Origin of the sequence: Mycobacterium sp. 852014-50255_SCH5639931 (genome assembly GCF_001665605.1) — a bacterium.
Taxonomy (GTDB): Bacteria; Actinomycetota; Actinomycetes; order Mycobacteriales; family Mycobacteriaceae; genus Mycobacterium; species Mycobacterium paraffinicum.
Genome location: NZ_LZSV01000026.1, coordinates 157,729 through 173,760 on the forward strand (window position 1 = coordinate 157,729; position 16,032 = coordinate 173,760).

14 protein-coding genes are annotated in these 16,032 nt (G+C 68.1%); 5 read left to right on the top strand and 9 right to left on the bottom strand.

The genetic code is table 11. The annotated features are described in order from the left end of the window. Positions 1-4 precede the first annotated feature (4 nt). Positions 5-1,603, top strand: coding sequence for a metallophosphoesterase family protein (locus tag A5758_RS16105; RefSeq protein WP_067741797.1), 1,599 nt, complete (start codon positions 5-7; stop codon positions 1,601-1,603). A 1-nt stretch (position 1,604) separates the two neighbouring features. Here the strand turns inward: A5758_RS16105 and A5758_RS16110 are convergent, their stop codons facing one another. After that, positions 1,605-2,636, bottom strand: a complete 1,032-nt coding sequence (locus tag A5758_RS16110) for an Rv2578c family radical SAM protein (RefSeq protein WP_067741800.1) — start codon at positions 2,634-2,636, stop codon at positions 1,605-1,607. A 53-nt stretch (positions 2,637-2,689) separates the two neighbouring features. Beyond that, positions 2,690-3,109: a hypothetical protein gene (locus A5758_RS26075; RefSeq protein WP_197503960.1), complete on the bottom strand. Its 420-nt coding sequence runs from the start codon at positions 3,107-3,109 to the stop codon at positions 2,690-2,692. Positions 3,110-3,264: 155 nt separating this feature from the next. On the opposite strand from A5758_RS26075, the gene A5758_RS16115 reads away from it, so the two are divergent. Both A5758_RS16115 and A5758_RS16120 read left to right on the top strand, forming a co-directional pair. Further along, positions 3,265-3,750 carry an SRPBCC family protein gene (locus A5758_RS16115; protein ID WP_067209767.1) on the top strand — a complete coding sequence of 162 codons (486 nt, stop codon included), beginning with the start codon at positions 3,265-3,267 and terminating at the stop codon, positions 3,748-3,750. A gap of 91 nt (positions 3,751-3,841) precedes the next feature. Continuing rightward, positions 3,842-4,066: a deoxyribodipyrimidine photolyase gene (locus A5758_RS16120; protein WP_067209702.1), complete on the top strand. Its 225-nt coding sequence runs from the start codon at positions 3,842-3,844 to the stop codon at positions 4,064-4,066. 19 nt (positions 4,067-4,085) lie between these two features. Here A5758_RS16120 and hisS read toward each other — a convergent pair whose 3' ends face one another. Beyond that, the gene (gene hisS, locus A5758_RS16125; RefSeq protein ID WP_067741803.1) at positions 4,086-5,348 is read right to left on the bottom strand and encodes a histidine--tRNA ligase; all 1,263 of its coding nucleotides are present in this window, start codon (positions 5,346-5,348) and stop codon (positions 4,086-4,088) included. Next, entirely contained in the window at positions 5,345-6,007 is a 663-nt protein-coding gene (locus A5758_RS16130) for an MBL fold metallo-hydrolase (protein WP_067209696.1), read from the bottom strand. The genes hisS and A5758_RS16130 overlap by 4 nt, the downstream gene beginning before the upstream one ends. A gap of 118 nt (positions 6,008-6,125) precedes the next feature. On the opposite strand from A5758_RS16130, the gene A5758_RS16135 reads away from it, so the two are divergent. Both A5758_RS16135 and A5758_RS16140 read left to right on the top strand, forming a co-directional pair. After that, positions 6,126-7,025: a peptidylprolyl isomerase gene (locus A5758_RS16135; protein ID WP_067741807.1), complete on the top strand. Its 900-nt coding sequence runs from the start codon at positions 6,126-6,128 to the stop codon at positions 7,023-7,025. A gap of 75 nt (positions 7,026-7,100) precedes the next feature. Next, complete coding sequence (locus A5758_RS16140; protein ID WP_067741810.1) at positions 7,101-8,882, top strand: protein kinase; 1,782 nt, start codon at positions 7,101-7,103, stop codon at positions 8,880-8,882. A gap of 19 nt (positions 8,883-8,901) precedes the next feature. Here A5758_RS16140 and A5758_RS16145 read toward each other — a convergent pair whose 3' ends face one another. The 5 genes from A5758_RS16145 to secD form a co-directional block, all read right to left on the bottom strand. After that, positions 8,902-11,292 carry a bifunctional (p)ppGpp synthetase/guanosine-3',5'-bis(diphosphate) 3'-pyrophosphohydrolase gene (locus A5758_RS16145; protein WP_067209764.1) on the bottom strand — a complete coding sequence of 797 codons (2,391 nt, stop codon included), beginning with the start codon at positions 11,290-11,292 and terminating at the stop codon, positions 8,902-8,904. Positions 11,293-11,335: 43 nt separating this feature from the next. Further along, positions 11,336-11,893, bottom strand: coding sequence for an adenine phosphoribosyltransferase (locus A5758_RS16150; RefSeq protein WP_156622658.1), 558 nt, complete (start codon positions 11,891-11,893; stop codon positions 11,336-11,338). Continuing rightward, complete coding sequence (locus tag A5758_RS16155) at positions 11,875-13,488, bottom strand: ABC transporter substrate-binding protein (protein ID WP_067741813.1); 1,614 nt, start codon at positions 13,486-13,488, stop codon at positions 11,875-11,877. The genes A5758_RS16150 and A5758_RS16155 overlap by 19 nt, the downstream gene beginning before the upstream one ends. Before the next feature lie 53 nt (positions 13,489-13,541). After that, a complete protein-coding gene (secF, locus tag A5758_RS16160) occupies positions 13,542-14,813 on the bottom strand; it encodes a protein translocase subunit SecF (protein WP_067741853.1) in 1,272 nt (423 codons plus the stop codon). A 4-nt stretch (positions 14,814-14,817) separates the two neighbouring features. Further along, the coding region (gene secD / locus A5758_RS16165) for a protein translocase subunit SecD (protein ID WP_067741856.1) at positions 14,818-16,032 on the bottom strand (1,215 nt) is incomplete at its 5' end.

The window sequence follows — 16,032 nt, forward strand, 5'->3', positions numbered from 1 at the left end:
AGGGGTGGTCGACGAACCCGCACAGCCCCGCGGCAGTGCTTCCGCCCCCGGCATCAGTCGCCGCAGATTGTTGACGACCAGCGCGGTCTCGGCCGCCCTCGGGGCGGGCGTGGGCGGCGGGGCCGCCATGTTGTGGTCGCGCCCCAGCGCGCCCGCCCTCTGGTATCAGCCGAGCCGCAACGGCGCCGCCCCACCGGTGACGGGACTGCACCTGCAATTCGGCCGGCACGCCGGCTCCGAGGTGGTGGTGTCCTGGCACACCGTGGACGCCGTCCGGAATCCGCGCGTCATGTTCGGCACGCCGACGTCCGGCCTCGGGCAGACGGTGGCGGCCGAAACCCGCACCTACCGCGACGCCAAGTCCAACACCGAGGTTCGGGTGAACCACGCCCACCTGACGAACCTCACCCCGGACACCGACTACGTGTACGCCGCGGTGCACGACGGCGCGGAGCCGGAGATGGGCACCATCCGGACCGCCCCGTCTGGGCAAAAGCCCTTTTGCTTCACCAGTTTCGGTGACCAGTCCACGCCGACGCTGGAGAGGCTGCCAGACGGCACATACGGCACCGACAACATCGGATCGCCCGCCTCCGCCGACACCACCCTGGCGGTCGAGCGGATGGCACCGCTGTTCAACCTCGTCAACGGCGACCTGTGCTATGCCAACCTCGCTCAAGACCGCATCCGCACGTGGTCGGCCTGGTTCGAGAACAACACGCGGTCGGCGCGCTACCGGCCCTGGATGCCCGCAGCGGGCAACCACGAAAACGAATTGGGCAACGGCCCAATCGGTTACGGCGCCTATCAGGCATACTTCGCGGTGCCCGATTCCGGATCCAGTCCCGAGACCCGCGGCCTGTGGTACTCGTTCACGGCCGGCTCGGTGCGAGTGATCAGCCTAAACAACGACGACGTGGCGTTCCAGGACGGCGGCAATTTCTACGTACACGGCTACTCGGGCGGTGAGCAGAAGCGTTGGCTGGCAAACGAACTCGCCGCCGCGCGGCGCGACTCCGACATCGATTGGATTGTCGTGTGCATGCACCAGACGGCCATCTCCACCGCCGACAAGGCCAACGGTGCCGACCTGGGGATCCGCGAGGAATGGCTCCCGTTGTTCGACGAGCACCAGGTCGACCTGGTGGTGTGCGGCCACGAACACCACTACGAGCGGTCGCACCCATTGCGCGGCACGCTGCAGACCGACACCCGAACGCCGATACCCGTGACCACCCGCAACGACGTCATCGACTCCACCAAGGGAACGGTGCACGTCGTCATCGGCGGTGGCGGCACGTCGGCGCCCACGAACGGGTTCTTCTTCCCCGAGCCGCGCTGCCGCGTGTTGACCGGAGTCGGCGCCTTCGACCCGGGGCTCGGACGCAAGGCGCCGATCTACGTCATGGAGGACGCGCCGTGGTCCGCCTTCCGCGACCGGGACAATCCCTACGGCTTCGCGGCGTTCGAGGTGGACCCCGGCAACCCCGGCGGCAACACGTCGATCAAGGCCACGCATTACGCGCTGAGCGGGCCGTTCGGCGCGGTGACCGTCGTGGACCGATTCACCCTGACCAAGCCGCGTGCCGACCGGCCGGCGTAGTTCAAAAGAGCGTCGCCTGAAGGGGTTCCGGCTCCACCCGGGTTACCGCAACGGGCTGGCGGAACGAACGCTCGTCGCCGCCCAGCCGGTATTTCGCGACCAGCGGCGCCGCCCGCCCCCGCAGCATCTCGCGGTAACCGGCCGGCAGATACGCCCCGCGCCGGTACAGCTCGCGATAGCGGCCCACCAGCTCGGGATGCGAGCGGGCCAGCCACGACATGAACCAGCCGCGGGTCGACCCGCGCAGGTGCAGCCCGAAGACCGTCACGCTGGTGGCTCCCGCGCCCGCGATCTGGCCGAGCAGTCGATCGAGCTGCTCTTTCGAGTCGGTCAGGTACGGCAGCACGGGCGCCACCATCACATGACAGTTCAGACCGGCCTCGCGGACCGCGGCGATCAGGCCCAGCCGCGCCTGCGGTGTGGGCGTGCCGGGCTCGACATCTCGATGCAGGTCCGCGTCACCGACCGCCAGCGACACCGCAACCGACAGCGGAACCTGCTGCGCCGCAGCGGCGATCAACGGCAGGTCGCGGCGCAGCAGCGTGCCCTTGGTCAGGATCGACAGCGGTGTCCCGGATTCGGCGAGGGCGGCGATGATGCCCGGCATCAACGCGTAGCGCCCCTCCGCCCGCTGGTAGGGGTCGGTGTTGGTGCCCAGCGCGACGGTCTCGCGGCGCCACGACGGCCGCCGCAACTCGCGGCGGAGCACCCCCACGACGTTGGTCTTGACGACCACCTGGCTGTCAAAGTCGTTGCCGCAGTTAAAGTCCAGATACTCGTGCGTCGGCCGGGCAAAGCAATAGCGGCAGGCGTGCGAGCAGCCGCGGTAGCCGTTGACGGTGTATCGGAAGGGCAACGCGGAAGCGTCCGGCACCTTGTTGAGCGCGGACTTGCACAGCACCTCGTGAAAGGTGATCCCCTCGAACTGTGGGGCACGCACGCTCCGGACAAACCCGATCCGCTGCAACCCCGGCAGCGCCCCGTCCTCGACGGGCTGCCCGTTGACCGCGACGGCCTGGTCCGCCCAGCGCATGAGCTATTCGAACATTAGTTCGATCCTGAGTCAAGCACCGCGGCGGGCTGGGTTCAGATATGACCGGGCACCTCGACGGGTGGCGGCGGAGGCGGTGGCGGCGGCGGCATCTCGATCGGCGGCGGGGGCATCTCGAGCGGTGGCGGAGCCGGAGGCGGCGACGGGATGGCGTACGGCCCTCCCGCGCATACCGGGTCGGCGGGCATGCTGATGCAGGAGGGGTCCGCCGGACCCTGCGGCGCGGCGTATGGGCCGCCCTGGCATTGAGCCCACCCAGGCATCCCCGCACATCGGGGATCAAAGGGGTTGGTGGGCAGCCCGGGATCGGGGTCGTCCAGCGGAGCGGGCCTACCGGGCACGGCGGCGAAGGCGGGAGCCGCGGCGGCCGGAGCGGTCGCACCCGCCGAGGCCACTCCGATAAGCGCTGCGGCCACAGCCGTTCCCGTCAGGGCGGTGCGGACTCGTGAAACCATCGCTCCCCCTTTTGCGGATGCGAATATCGACGCGTCACCGCTTATGATCGCACGCCGCATCGAAGGCGGGTGTGAATCCGGGCATCGCCGAAGGCGAATTCGCGGTCGTAGAGTAAGCGATGACCCTGTCGTATCGAACCGGCTGCGAGGCAATTATGACCGAACGCATTGAAACTCAGCGCACCATCGCGGCACCGGCACCGGACATCTTCGCAGTGCTGTGCGACCCGCAGGGCCACGTCGCGATCGACTCGTCCGGAATGCTTCAAAGCGCCGAAGGCGATCGGGTACGCGGTGTCGGTGACCGTTTCGTCGTGCACATGGATCGCGAGTCATTGAACGACTTTCCGCAATTCGGCAAGTACGACGTCACCGTCGACATCACGGAATTCGAACAGGATCGGCTGATCGCGTGGACCGTTCTGGGCAAAATTCAGCCTCCGATCGGCCATGTCTACGGCTATCAACTCCAGCCGAGCGAAGACGGCTCGGCGACCGTGGTCACCTCGTTTTACGACTGGTCGAACATCGACCCCAAGTGGCGAGAAGCCGGAATTTTCCCGATTCTCTCCGAAGGCGCATTGCGGGCGACGTTGGGAATTCTGGATCGGACGGTCCGGCGCGGTTATCCGCGCGGATAACGTCGTTTTCGGTTAGTGCCTAAACCCGAGTGCGGTTTTATTGCGGATTCGGGTGGGTATGACCTCTGGGCCCCTCACGAAAGGACCTGACATGTTGCACTCGGTCATTCTGGCGAGCTCGGACCCCGTCGCGGCCGGCTTTATCCTTCGCGGCATCAAGGGAATCTTTGTCGCCATCGGCAGCGTTATTGCCGCAATCATCTGCGCAATCATCGCAATGACGAAGGGTCGCAATCCGCTGGGCTGGGGAATTCTCGGCCTATTCTTCTCGATCCTCACGTTGATCGTCGTGATCATCATTCCGAGCAAGAAATAACCCGGCGAGGGTGCCCGCCCTACCGGTCTAGTTTTGAAAGAACCTCGGCGACAACAGAATTCGCGGTGACGGACACCTGATCCCCGGTCGTGAGATCTTTCAAGCCGACCGTCCCCGCCTCGATGTCGCGGTCGCCGAGGACCAGCGCGATGACCGCCCCAGAACGGTCGGCCGCGCGCATCGCGCCCTTGAGGCCGCGGTCGCCGTAGGCCATGTCGACGCGCACACCAGAGGCGCGCAGCTGCGCGGCCAGCACCGCCAGCTGAAGCTTGGCCTGCTCGCTCAGCGGCACGCCGAACACGTCGCAGCGGGTCGTCTCCCCCACGCTCTTGCCCTCGGCGCGCAGCGCCAACAGGGTGCGGTCGACGCCGAGCCCGAACCCGATGCCGGACAGGTCTTGCCCACCGAGCTCGTGCATCAGGCCGTCATAGCGGCCGCCGCCGCCGATCCCGGATTGCGCGCCGAGACCGTCGTGGACGAACTCGAAGGTGGTCTTGGTGTAGTAGTCCAGCCCGCGCACCATGCGCGGGTTGATGACGTAGGGCACGCCGAGCGCGTCGAGGTGCGCCAGCACAGTGTCGAAGTGCTGCTTGGCGACATCGGACAGGTGGTCGATCAAAACCGGCGCGTCGGCCGTCATGGCCCGCACGGCCGGTCGCTTGTCGTCGAGCACCCGCAGCGGGTTGATCTCGGCACGCCTGCGCGTCTCGTCATCGAGATCGAGCCCAAACAGGAAGTCCTGCAACAGTTCCCGATACTGCGGGCGGCAGGTCTCGTCGCCCAGCGAGGTGATCTCCAGGCGGAACCCGTCGAGCCCCAGCGACCGGAAGCCGGCGTCGGCGATGGCGATCACCTCGGCGTCCAACGCCGGATCGTCGACGCCGATCGCCTCCACACCCACCTGCTGCAGCTGCCGATAGCGGCCGGCCTGCGGCCGCTCGTAGCGGAAAAACGGCCCCGCATAACACAATTTGACCGGCAACGCCCCGCGGTCCAGGCCGTGCTCGATCACCGCGCGCACCACCCCCGCGGTGCCCTCGGGTCGCAAGGTGACCGAGCGGTCACCGCGGTCGGCGAACGTGTACATCTCCTTGGACACCACGTCGGTGGATTCGCCGACACCCCGGGCGAACAGGCCGGTGTCTTCGAAGATGGGCAACTCGATGTGGCCATAGCCGGCCCGGCGGGCGGCGCCCAACAACCCGTCACGGACGGCCACGAACTGCGCGGAGTCCGGCGGGACGTAGTCCGGCACCCCCTTGGGCGCGTGAAACTCCGTCACGGGCTCAGGCCTTCGATGAACGGATTGAAACGCCGCTCGGCGCCGATGGTGGTGGCGTTGCCGTGACCCGGCAGCACCACGGTCTCGTCGTCGAGCACCAGAAGTTTTTCCACGATCGAGGTCAGCAGGTCGCGGCCGCTGCCGCCGTGCAGGTCGGTGCGGCCCACCGAGCGTTCGAACAGGGTGTCGCCGGTGAACACCACATCGTTGTCTCCCGCCACCCGGAAGACCACCGACCCGCGCGTGTGCCCGGGCGTGTGGTCGACGTTGACGGTCACGCCGCCCAGGTCCAGCTTGTCGCCGTCGCGGTCGAGCTCGACGACCTGCTTGGGTTCGCGGAAGAAGGCACCCGCCACCAGCTGCGCCACCCGCGGGCCCAGGCCGTAGATCGGGTCTTTCAGCATGAACCGGTCCTCGGGGTGGATGTAGGTCGGGCAGCCGAAGGTGTCGGACACCTTCTGCGCCGACCACATATGGTCGATGTGTCCGTGGGTGAGCAACACCGCGGCCGGCGTCAGCCGGTTCTCGTCGAGGATGCGCCGCAGCGGGCCCAGCGCCCGCTGGCCCGGATCCACGATGACGGCATCCGTGCCCGGCCGCTCAGCCAGCACATAGCAGTTGCACTGCAACATGCCGGCGGGAAATCCGGTGATCAACACGGTTCCCAGTTTCCCACGGGCCCCACTTGACACCGGTCGCGGCGCCCACATTAGCCTGAGCTGGCCACCGACGCCTTTTGCCGGGCACCCGACTTACCGACCATGGAGGCATACGGCCGTGCCGACCAATGAACAGCGACGTGCCAACGCAAAGCGCAAGCTCGAACGGCAGCTGGAGCGCCGCGCGAAGCAAGCCAAGCTGCGCCGGATCGTGTTGATCGCCGCCGGCTCAGCCGTGGCCGTGGCCGCGGTCGTCGCGGTGGTGCTCACGGTCATCAACACCAAACACGAGCACAAGAGCAACACCGCGACGAGCGCCACCTCCGCGGCCCCCAGCAGCTCCCCCGAGTCCACGACGCCCGCCGGACCGACGCCGCCCGCTCCGCCGCTGCCGGCGTTCAAGCCGTCGGCCGATCTGGGCGCCAACTGCCAGTACCCGGCGTCCCCCGAGCCAGCCGCCAAGGAGGTCAAGCCGCCGCGCACCGGCAAGGTGCCGACCGACCCGGCTCAGGTGAGCGCCAGCATGGTGACCAACCAGGGCCGCATCGGATTGATGCTCGCCAACAACGAATCACCTTGCACGGTAAACAGTTTCGCAAGCCTGATCGGCCAGAAATACTTCGATAACACCAAATGCCACCGGCTGACCACTTCGCCGGACCTGGGCGTCCTGCAATGCGGCGACCCCAAGGGGGAGGGCACCGGCGGCCCGGGCTACCAATTCGCCAACGAGTACCCGACGGACCAATACCCGCCGAACGACCCGAAGGCGCAACAGCCAGTCCTCTATCCGCGCGGCACCCTGGCGATGGCCAACGCCGGTCCCGGGACCAATGGCAGCCAGTTCTTCATGGTGTACAAGGACTCCCAGCTGCCGCCCCAATACACCGTCTTCGGCACCATTCAGCCCGACGGGCTGGCCACGCTGGACAAGATCGCCAAAGCCGGCGTCGCCGGCGGCGGTGAGGACGGCGCACCGGCCTCCGAGGTCACCATCACCTCGCTGTTGCTCGACTAAAGCCAAGCAGCGCAACGCCGCTGATTCGGCCGGAATCGGGCGACCAACGGGCGGTCCACCGCTTAAGGTCGTTGCGTGGGGACAGAGTCTTTCGGGCAATACCAGTTGCTGGAAGTGTTGGGGCGCGGCGGCATGGGCCAGGTCTACCGTGCCTACGACGCCGCCACCGACCGGGTCGTCGCGTTGAAGGTGCTGCCCCCGAACTTGGCCGAGGATCAGGAGTTTCAGCAGCGATTCCGCCGAGAGGCACGCATCGCGGCGAGCCTCAACGACCCGCACGTGGTGCCGATCCACGGTTACGGCGAGATCGACGGTCGGCTCTATGTCGACATGCGGCTGATCGAGGGCCGCGACTTGTTGCAGTACATCGACGAGAACGGGGGGCGGCTGTCCCCCGAGCGCGCGGTGGCGGTGATCGAACAGGTTGCCGCTGCGCTGGATAGTGCCCACCAGGTCGGGCTGATCCATCGCGACATCAAGCCGAAGAACATTCTGGTCACCCAGGCGCGCGACTTCGTCTACCTGATCGACTTCGGCATCGCCCGTACCCTGGCCGACACGTCGCTCACGCAGACCGGGCACACGATGGGCACGGTCGCCTACATGGCGCCCGAACGGTTCAGGGGCACAACGGATCACCGCGCCGACGTGTATTCGTTGGCCTGCGTGCTGCACGAGTGCTTGACCGGCAAGCGGCCCTATGCCGGCGACAGCCTCGAGGAACAGCTCAACGCGCATTTGAACACGCCGCCGCCGCAACCCTCGACCACCGCCGCCGGCGTGCCCCCGGCCCTCGACGCGGTGGTCGCCCGCGGGATGGCCAAAGACCCCGAATACCGCTACCAGTCGGCGATGGAACTCGCCGAAGCAGCCCGGGCGGCATTGGCCGCCCCGGATGGGACGGCCGCATGGAGCCCCCCGCCGACGCCACCGACATCGCCGCCGGGCCCGCCGGAACCCACGCAGGACTTCCCCCCGACGGGCGCCGGTCCCGAGTCGCGGCCGCCATACAGCCCACCGACGCAATCCCGTCGTCTGCTGCTGGGCATCGTTGGCGCGTCGGCCCTGGCGCTGGCCGCGGTGGTGGCGTTGGTCATCGCACTGGTGACCCAGAACGACGACTCGGCCAACAGCGCGGCATCGAGCACCCCGACCCGCGCCCGCGTTCCCAACAGGCCGGGGTCGAATTCCGGACCGACCGCGCAGGCAACGGGGACCGTGCCGCCGCTGCCGGCGTTCGCACCGCCGGCCGATCTGGGCGCCAATTGCCAATACCCGAGCGCGCCGGACGCCATCGTCAAGCCGGTCAACCCGCCTCCGTCCGGCAGGGTTTCCAGCGAACCCGCGCAGATCCCGGCCACCATCTCGACCAACCTAGGCGACATCGGCATCGAGCTCGCCAACGGCGAATCTCCGTGCACGGTCAACAGCTTCGTCAGCCTTGCGAAGCAGCAATTCTTCGACAACACCCAGTGCGCCCGGCTGATCAACTCGACTGACGGTGGGTCGCTGCTGTGCGGCGGTCCCGACGCGGACGGCGCCGGTGGCCCCGGCTATCAATTTGCCGACGAATACCCCACCAACCAGTACCCGGCCAACGACCCCGCGCTCCGGGCGACGGTGATGTACCCGCGCGGCACCGTGATCATGGCCACCGAGGGGCCAAACACCAACGGCAGCCAATTCGTCCTGGTGTTCCGGGATTCGGAATTGGAGCCGCAGAGCACGGTGTTCGGCACCATCAGCGAGGCGGGCCTGGCGGTCCTCGACAAGGTCGCCCAGGCGGGTATCGCCGGCAACCGGCAGAGCGGGGCTCCCACCAACCCGGTCACCATCAACTCGGTGCGGGTCGGCTAGCGGGGATCGTTAAGTCGCCTCAGGCCGCCGACGTGACGCGGTACACGTCGAAAACGCCTTCGACGTTGCGCACCACGTTGAGCAGATGCCCGAGGTGCTTCGGGTCACCCATCTCGAAGGTGAACCGGCTGATCGCCACCCGGTCATTGGACGTGGTGACCGAGGCAGACAGGATGTTGACCTTCTCGTCGGCCAGCACCCGAGTGACGTCGGAGAGCAGCCGGTGGCGGTCGAGCGCCTCGACCTGGATGGCCACCAGGAACACCGACGACGGCGACGGCGCCCAGCGCACCTCGATGATGCGCTCGGCCTGCTGCTGCAGCGACGCCGCGTTGGTGCAGTCGGTGCGGTGCACGCTCACTCCCCCACCGCGGGTGACGAAGCCCATGATCTGGTCGCCGGGCACCGGCGTACAGCACTTGGCCAGCTTGGACAGCACGCCCGGGGCGCCGGGGACCGAGACGCCGACGTCGTCGCTGCTGCGCGGGCGCCGCAGCATGGTCGTCGGCGTGGACCGCTCGGCGAGATCCTCCTCGGCCTGGTCGATCCCGCCGAGCTCGGCCAGCAGCCGCTGCACGACATGGCGCGCCGACACGTGGCCCTCGCCGATCGCGGTGTAGAGCGCGGACACGTCCGCGTAGTGCAGTTCGCGGGCCACCGCGGCCATGGATTCGGCGTTGACCAAGCGCTGCAACGGAAGTCCGCCGCGGCGCACCTCGCGGGCCATGGCCTCCTTGCCCGCCTCCAGCGCCTCCTCACGCCGCTCCTTGGCGAACCATTGCCGGATCTTCGCCTTGGCGCGCGGCGACACCACGAACTGTTGCCAGTCCCGCGACGGCCCGGCATTGGGCGCCTTCGACGTGAAAACCTCGACGACTTCCCCGTTTTCCAGCTTTCGTTCCAGCGCCACCAGCCGCCCGTTGACCCTGGCGCCGATGCAGCGGTGGCCGACCTCGGTGTGCACGGCGTAGGCGAAGTCGATCGGCGTCGACCCGTTCGGCAGGGTGATCACATCGCCCTTGGGGGTGAACACGAAGATCTCTTGCACCGCAAGGTCGTAGCGCAGCGACTCCAGGAACTCGCCGGGGTCGGCGGCCTCGCGTTGCCAGTCGAGCAGCTGGCGCATCCAGGCCATGTCGTCGATCTCGGCGGTGGCGTGGGGATGCGGAACGCCGTTGCGGCCCTTGGCTTCCTTGTAGCGCCAGTGCGCGGCGATGCCGTATTCGGCGGTGCGGTGCATGTCGCGGGTGCGGATCTGGATTTCCAGCGGCTTGCCCTCAGGGCCCACCACCGTGGTGTGCAGCGACTGGTAGACGCCGTATCGGGGCTGGGCGATGTAGTCCTTGAACCGTCCCGCCATCGGCTGCCACAGGGAATGCACGACGCCGACGGCGGCGTAGCAGTCGCGGATCTCGTCGCACAGGATGCGGATGCCGACCAGGTCGTGGATGTCGTCGAAGTCGCGGCCCTTGACGATCATCTTCTGATAGATCGACCAGTAGTGCTTGGGGCGGCCCTCCACCGTCGCCTTGATCTTCGACGCGTTCAGCGTGTTGGTGATCTCGGCGCGGACCTTGGCCAGGTAGGTGTCCCGGGACGGCGCGCGGCCGGCGACCAGGCGGACGATCTCGTCGTACTTCTTCGGATGCAAGATCGCGAAGGACAGGTCTTCGAGTTCCCACTTGACGCTGGCCATACCCAGCCGATGCGCAAGGGGCGCAATGACTTCCAGCGTCTCGCGGGCTTTGCGCGCCTGCTTCTCCGGCGGCAGGAAGCGCATGGTTCGCATGTTGTGTAGCCGGTCGGCGACCTTGATCACCAGCACCCGGGGGTCGCGGGCCATCGCGGTGATCATCTTGCGGATGGTCTCGCCCTCGGCGGCGGTGCCCAGCACCACCCGATCCAGCTTGGTCACGCCGTCGACGAGGTGGCCCACCTCCTCGCCGAACTCCTCGCTCAAAGCCTCCAGCGTGTAGCCGGTGTCTTCGATGGTGTCGTGCAACAGCGCGGCCACCAAAGTGGTGGTGTCCATGCCCAATTCGGCGAGGATGTTCGCGACGGCCAGGGGGTGGGTGATGTACGGATCACCGGAATGGCGCAACTGCGTGGCGTGGCGCTGGTCGGCGACCTCGAAGGCGCGCTGCAGCAGCGACACGTTGGCCTTCGGATAGATCTCCCGGTGCACCGCCACGAGCGGTTCGAGCACCGGGTTGAGCGTCGTGCGCTGGGCGGTCATCCGCCGGGCCAGCCGGGCCCGCACCCGGCGCGACGCGCTGCTGGGGGTTTTCAGCGTCTCGGTTGGGGGATCCGGCGGCTCGGCCTGCGCCGTCACCGGCTCGCCGACCAGCAGGGCGTCACCGACGTCAGTGGGCGCGTCAAGCGCCTGCGCCGCGCTCTTGTCGTCCGCCACGTTGGTCACCTCCGACCTCGAGGATATCGCGCGGTGGGCCGGGCTAGAGCCGACTCAGGCTGTGCAGCGGCAACCCCGCCACCGCCTGACGACCGCCCAGCGCGGTCAGTTCGAGGATCACCGCCGCCGCCACGACGGTGGCCCCGGTGCGTTCCAGCAACCGGGCCGCCGCGGCGAGGCTGCCCCCGGTGGCCAGCACGTCGTCGATGATCACGACGTGGCGACCGCGCAGGTCGATGCCGTCCGCGGGGATCTCCAGCGTCGCGCTGCCGTACTCCAGGTCGTAATGCTCGGCGTACACCGGCGGCGGCAGCTTGCCGCCCTTGCGAATGGCCAGCACTCCCGTGCGCAGCCGGTCGGCGACCGCCGCCGCGGCCAGGAACCCGCGGGCGTCGATCCCGGCGACCAGGTCGGCGCCCGACGCGATCTCGGCCAGCGCGTCGGTGATCGCCGCCAGCCCCGCCGGATCGGCGAACAACGCGGTGAGGTCCCGGAACTGCACCCCCGGCTTGGGAAAGTCGGACACCTCGCGCAGCAGCGAGGCGATGACGTCGGCAACCGAGGCGCTTCCGTCGGCACTCGTCACTGGACCATGGCCCATCGGTCCATGTTCCAGCCCGCGCCCCAGCGAGTCGGGTTCTTGCTCACGGCATACATCTTCTTCGACATCAGCAGCGTCCGTTGCTGCCGGTAGAGGGGCAAAGTGGGCATGTCGCCCCACAATACCGGCGCCGCCTCCCCTAGCAGCCGCACGCGCTCGCCGGGGTCGGCCGACACCGCCAGCGCCCCGATCGCGCTGTCGATCTGCGGATTCGAGTAGCCCGACAGGTTGTTGCCGTTGCCGGTGTGCAGGTCGTAGGCGTCCATCGCCGACGACCCCGTGGACCCGCTGCCGGCGGCTCCGCCGGTGCTGGCCAGGAGGGCATCGATCTTCCCGTCCTTGAGCGCTTGCGGCCCGGAGGTATCCAGGGCGACGTTGGCGACCGTGATGCCGGCCGCGGCACAGGATTTGCCGATCACCCCGACGTTGACCGCGAGGCGCGCGTTGGGCCCCTGGTAGCCGATCCGCACCGTCATCGGGGCCCCACCGAGCGCGTCGCGGGCGGCTGCGGGGTCCGCCTTGCCGAACTGGCCGGCCTCGGCGGCGCCGTCAGCGGCGGTGACGGGGTCGTCGGCGGCCGGGTTGAGCCGCGAGTTGGCGATCGGCACCCCGGCGTCGCGCGCGAGCGTGTCGCGCGGCGTGCACAGGGCGAGCGCGCGGCGGGCCTTGGGCTGCGAGAGCGGGCCCTGCGGCGCGAAGATCAGCTGCTCGACGCCGGCCGACGGCGAATCAGCGCGGTCGTAATTGTCCGGGGTGGTCAGCGTTCCCGAGGAGCCCGCCGCCACGTCGACCACGTCGACGCTGCGGTTGTTGACCCGATCCTGGATGTCGGGCCCCTGGGGCCAGACGGTGATCCGCTTGGTGAGCGCCTTGGGGCCCCACCACCGGTCGTTGGCCACGAGCACCACCGCGCCGCCGTCCAGGATGCGCTCGATCTTGTACGGGCCGGACGACGGGAAGTGCTTTTCGAGCTCGTTCTGTTTGAGACCGGGCTTGAGGTCCCAGATGGTGTTCCACAGCTTGGCGATCTGCTGCACGAGTTGGGCGTTGTCGCTCAGCAGGGCCGCGGTCACGTCGACGTGCAGCTCGTCGGAGATGACGTGCGACGGCATCATCGACGTGGCGGTGAACAGCTGGTTGTAGTCGACGATGCCGCGGTCCGGGGCGAACGACACCCGGGCCTTCTTCTGCCCAGGCAGGCACTCGACGTTGGCGATGTCGAGGTAACCGGCCTGAGTGGCGGCGTTGAAGTCGGGATACCGGCCGGACTGGGCCGCCCAGGCCAGCACCAGATCGTCGCAGGTCACCGGTTTGCCGTCGGAATAGACGGCATTGTCGGCGATCTGGTAGTCCAACACCAGTGGTGAACCGCCCACCACCGACACGGTGCCGAAGTCACGGTCGGCGACGGTCTGCCCGTCGGGGCCGTGGTAGCTGAAGCCGGCCAGCGTGCGCGCGAACGCCTGCGCCCCGGCCGACGCGGCGCCGACGACGGTGTTGGTGTTGTAGGTGACCAGCGGGCCGTCGACCACGTAGTCGATCTGGGAGGCGGCGCTGCCGGAGCACGCCGTCAGCGTGAACGCCGCCGCGAGCATTGCGGCCAGACCGATAGCGCCCCCGGTGAGGCGATACCTGGCGGCCACGGCGACTACCGCCGGCCGGCGTTTCGCTTGCCGCTCGGACGCCGGGTCCCGGTCGGCCGCACCGGGCGCGCACCCGGCGCCGGCTTGCTCGGTGCGGGCTTGTCAGACGGTGCCGAGTCGGCCGCCGTGGTCTCCGGCGACGCCGATTCGTCCTCGGTGGACTTCGCCTCCTCGGGCTCGGCGCCGGCCTTGCGGCGCCGCGCGACGCGGCGGGTGTGCGTGCGCACCAGCTCGGTGCGCTCACGCAGCGTGACCAGCAGCGGCGTCGCGAAGAAGATCGACGAGTAGGTGCCGACCAGGATGCCGACCAGCTGCACCAGCGCCAGGTCCTTCAGTGTCCCGACGCCCAGCAGCCACACCGCCACCACCATCAGCGCCAGGACCGGCAACACCCCGATGAGGCTGGTGTTGATGGAGCGCATGAACGTCTGGTTGATGGCGAGGTTGGCCTGTTCGGCGAAGGTGCGCCGGGTGGTGTGCTGGAAGCCGTGGGTGTTCTCCTCGACCTTGTCGAACACGATGACGGTGTCGTAAAGGGAGAAACCGAGAATCGTCAGCAATCCGATGACGGTGGCCGGGGTGACCTCGAAACCGACCAGGGAGTACACCCCTGCGGTGACGGTGAGGTCGAAGACCATGGTCGTCAGCGCGGAGATGGCCATGTAACGCTCGTAGCGCACCGTGATGTACAGGCTGACCAACGCCAGGAACACCACCAACGCGATCAGCGCCTTATCGGTGATCTGGTCGCCCCACGTCTCGGAGACCGCCGCGTCGCTGATGGCCTGCTTACTCGGTTTTCCGTCGGCGCCCTTGGGCTGGAACGCGTCGTACAGGGCGTTGCGCAACGTGGATGTCTGGGCGTTGGACAGCGTTTCGGAGCGGATCTGCACCGTGGCCGAGGCGCCGTTGCCGACGACCACCACCGACTCCGGGTCGCGGCCGATGGCCTTGCGGAACACGTCGGACACCTGCGACGTCTGCACTTGGCCGGTTGCGCCCGCGGCGGGCATCGACACCGTCGTGCCGCCGTTGAAGTCGATCCCGAAGGTGAAACCCCGCAGCGCGATGCTCAATACGGCGACAGCGACGATTGCCCCGCTGATGCCGAACCACAACCGGCGACGCCCGATCACCTCGAAGGCGCCGGTGCCGGTGTAGAGGCGCGACAGGAAGCCATGGCGCGGCAGGCCGCCGCTGTCGGTCAACTCGGTGGCGCCTTCGGAGGCTTCGGTGAGCTCGGTCGCTTCGGCGTCAGTCTTGCCTTTGGAGGCCATCACGCTATCCCCGTCCCGTCTTGACGTTCGACGAAGCCCGGCGCTCGCGGGCGACCTGCTGGATTGCGCCCAGGCCGTTGTATGCGGGTTTCGCCAACGTCGGCGACTTGGACGCCAGGTAGATCAGCGGCCAGGTCACCAGGAACACCACCACGACGTCGAGGATCGTGGTGAGGCCCAACGTGAAGGCGAAGCCCCTCACCTGGCCGATCGCCAGGGCGTACAGCACCGCGGCGGCCAGGAAGGTCACGGCGTTGCCCGACACGATCGTCTTGCGGGCCCGCACCCAGCCCCGAGGCACCGCTGATCGAAACGATCGGCCTTCGCGGATCTCGTCTTTGATGCGTTCGAAGAACACCACGAACGAGTCCGCCGTGGTACCGATACCGATGATCAGACCCGCGATCCCCGCAAGGTCCAGGGTGTAGTTGATCTGCCGGCCCAGGATCACCAGGATCGCGAAAATCATTGCGCCGGAAGCGATTAGCGATAGCGCCGTAAGCAGGCCCAGTACCCGGTAATACAACAACGAGTACAGCAACACCAGAACCAAGCCGATTGCGCCGGCGATCAGCCCCGCTCGCAGTGAGGTCAATCCCAGTGTCGCCGAGACGGTTTGGGCCTCCGAAGCCTCAAAGGACAGCGGCAGCGAACCGTATTTCAGGACGTTGGCCAGCTGCTTGGCGGTTGCGGCGGTGAACGGCGGGTCGCCGCCGGTGATCTGGGTCCGGCCGCCGGGGATGGCTTCCTGAATCATCGGGGCGCTGACCACCTGGGAGTCCAGCGTGAACGCGGTCTGAGTGCCGATGTGGGCGGCGGTGAAGTCCGCCCAGGTGTTCGCCGCCGCCGGCTTGAATTGCACGTCGACGACGTAACCGATGCCGCGCTGGTTCATGCCGGAGGTGGCGTCCTGGATCTGGTCGCCGCTGATGATCGACGGTGCCAGCAGGTAGGCCGCCTTGTGGTCGGTCGAGCACGTCACCAGCGGCAGGTTCGGGTCGTCGTTGCCGGCCAGGATGTCCTCTTTGTCGCAGCGGGTCGCCTGGAACTGCAGAGCGAGGAACTGGACGCCCTGGCGGGTGCTCTGGCGCCACTTCTTCTCATCGGCGATGCGGTCGGCGAGCTCCTTGCGCGGGTCGGGCGGCGCCGGCTGCTCGGCCGGGGGCACGTCGGCCGGTGGGGCGTTGCCCGCGGGCGCCGGCGGCGGGGCTGCGCCGGC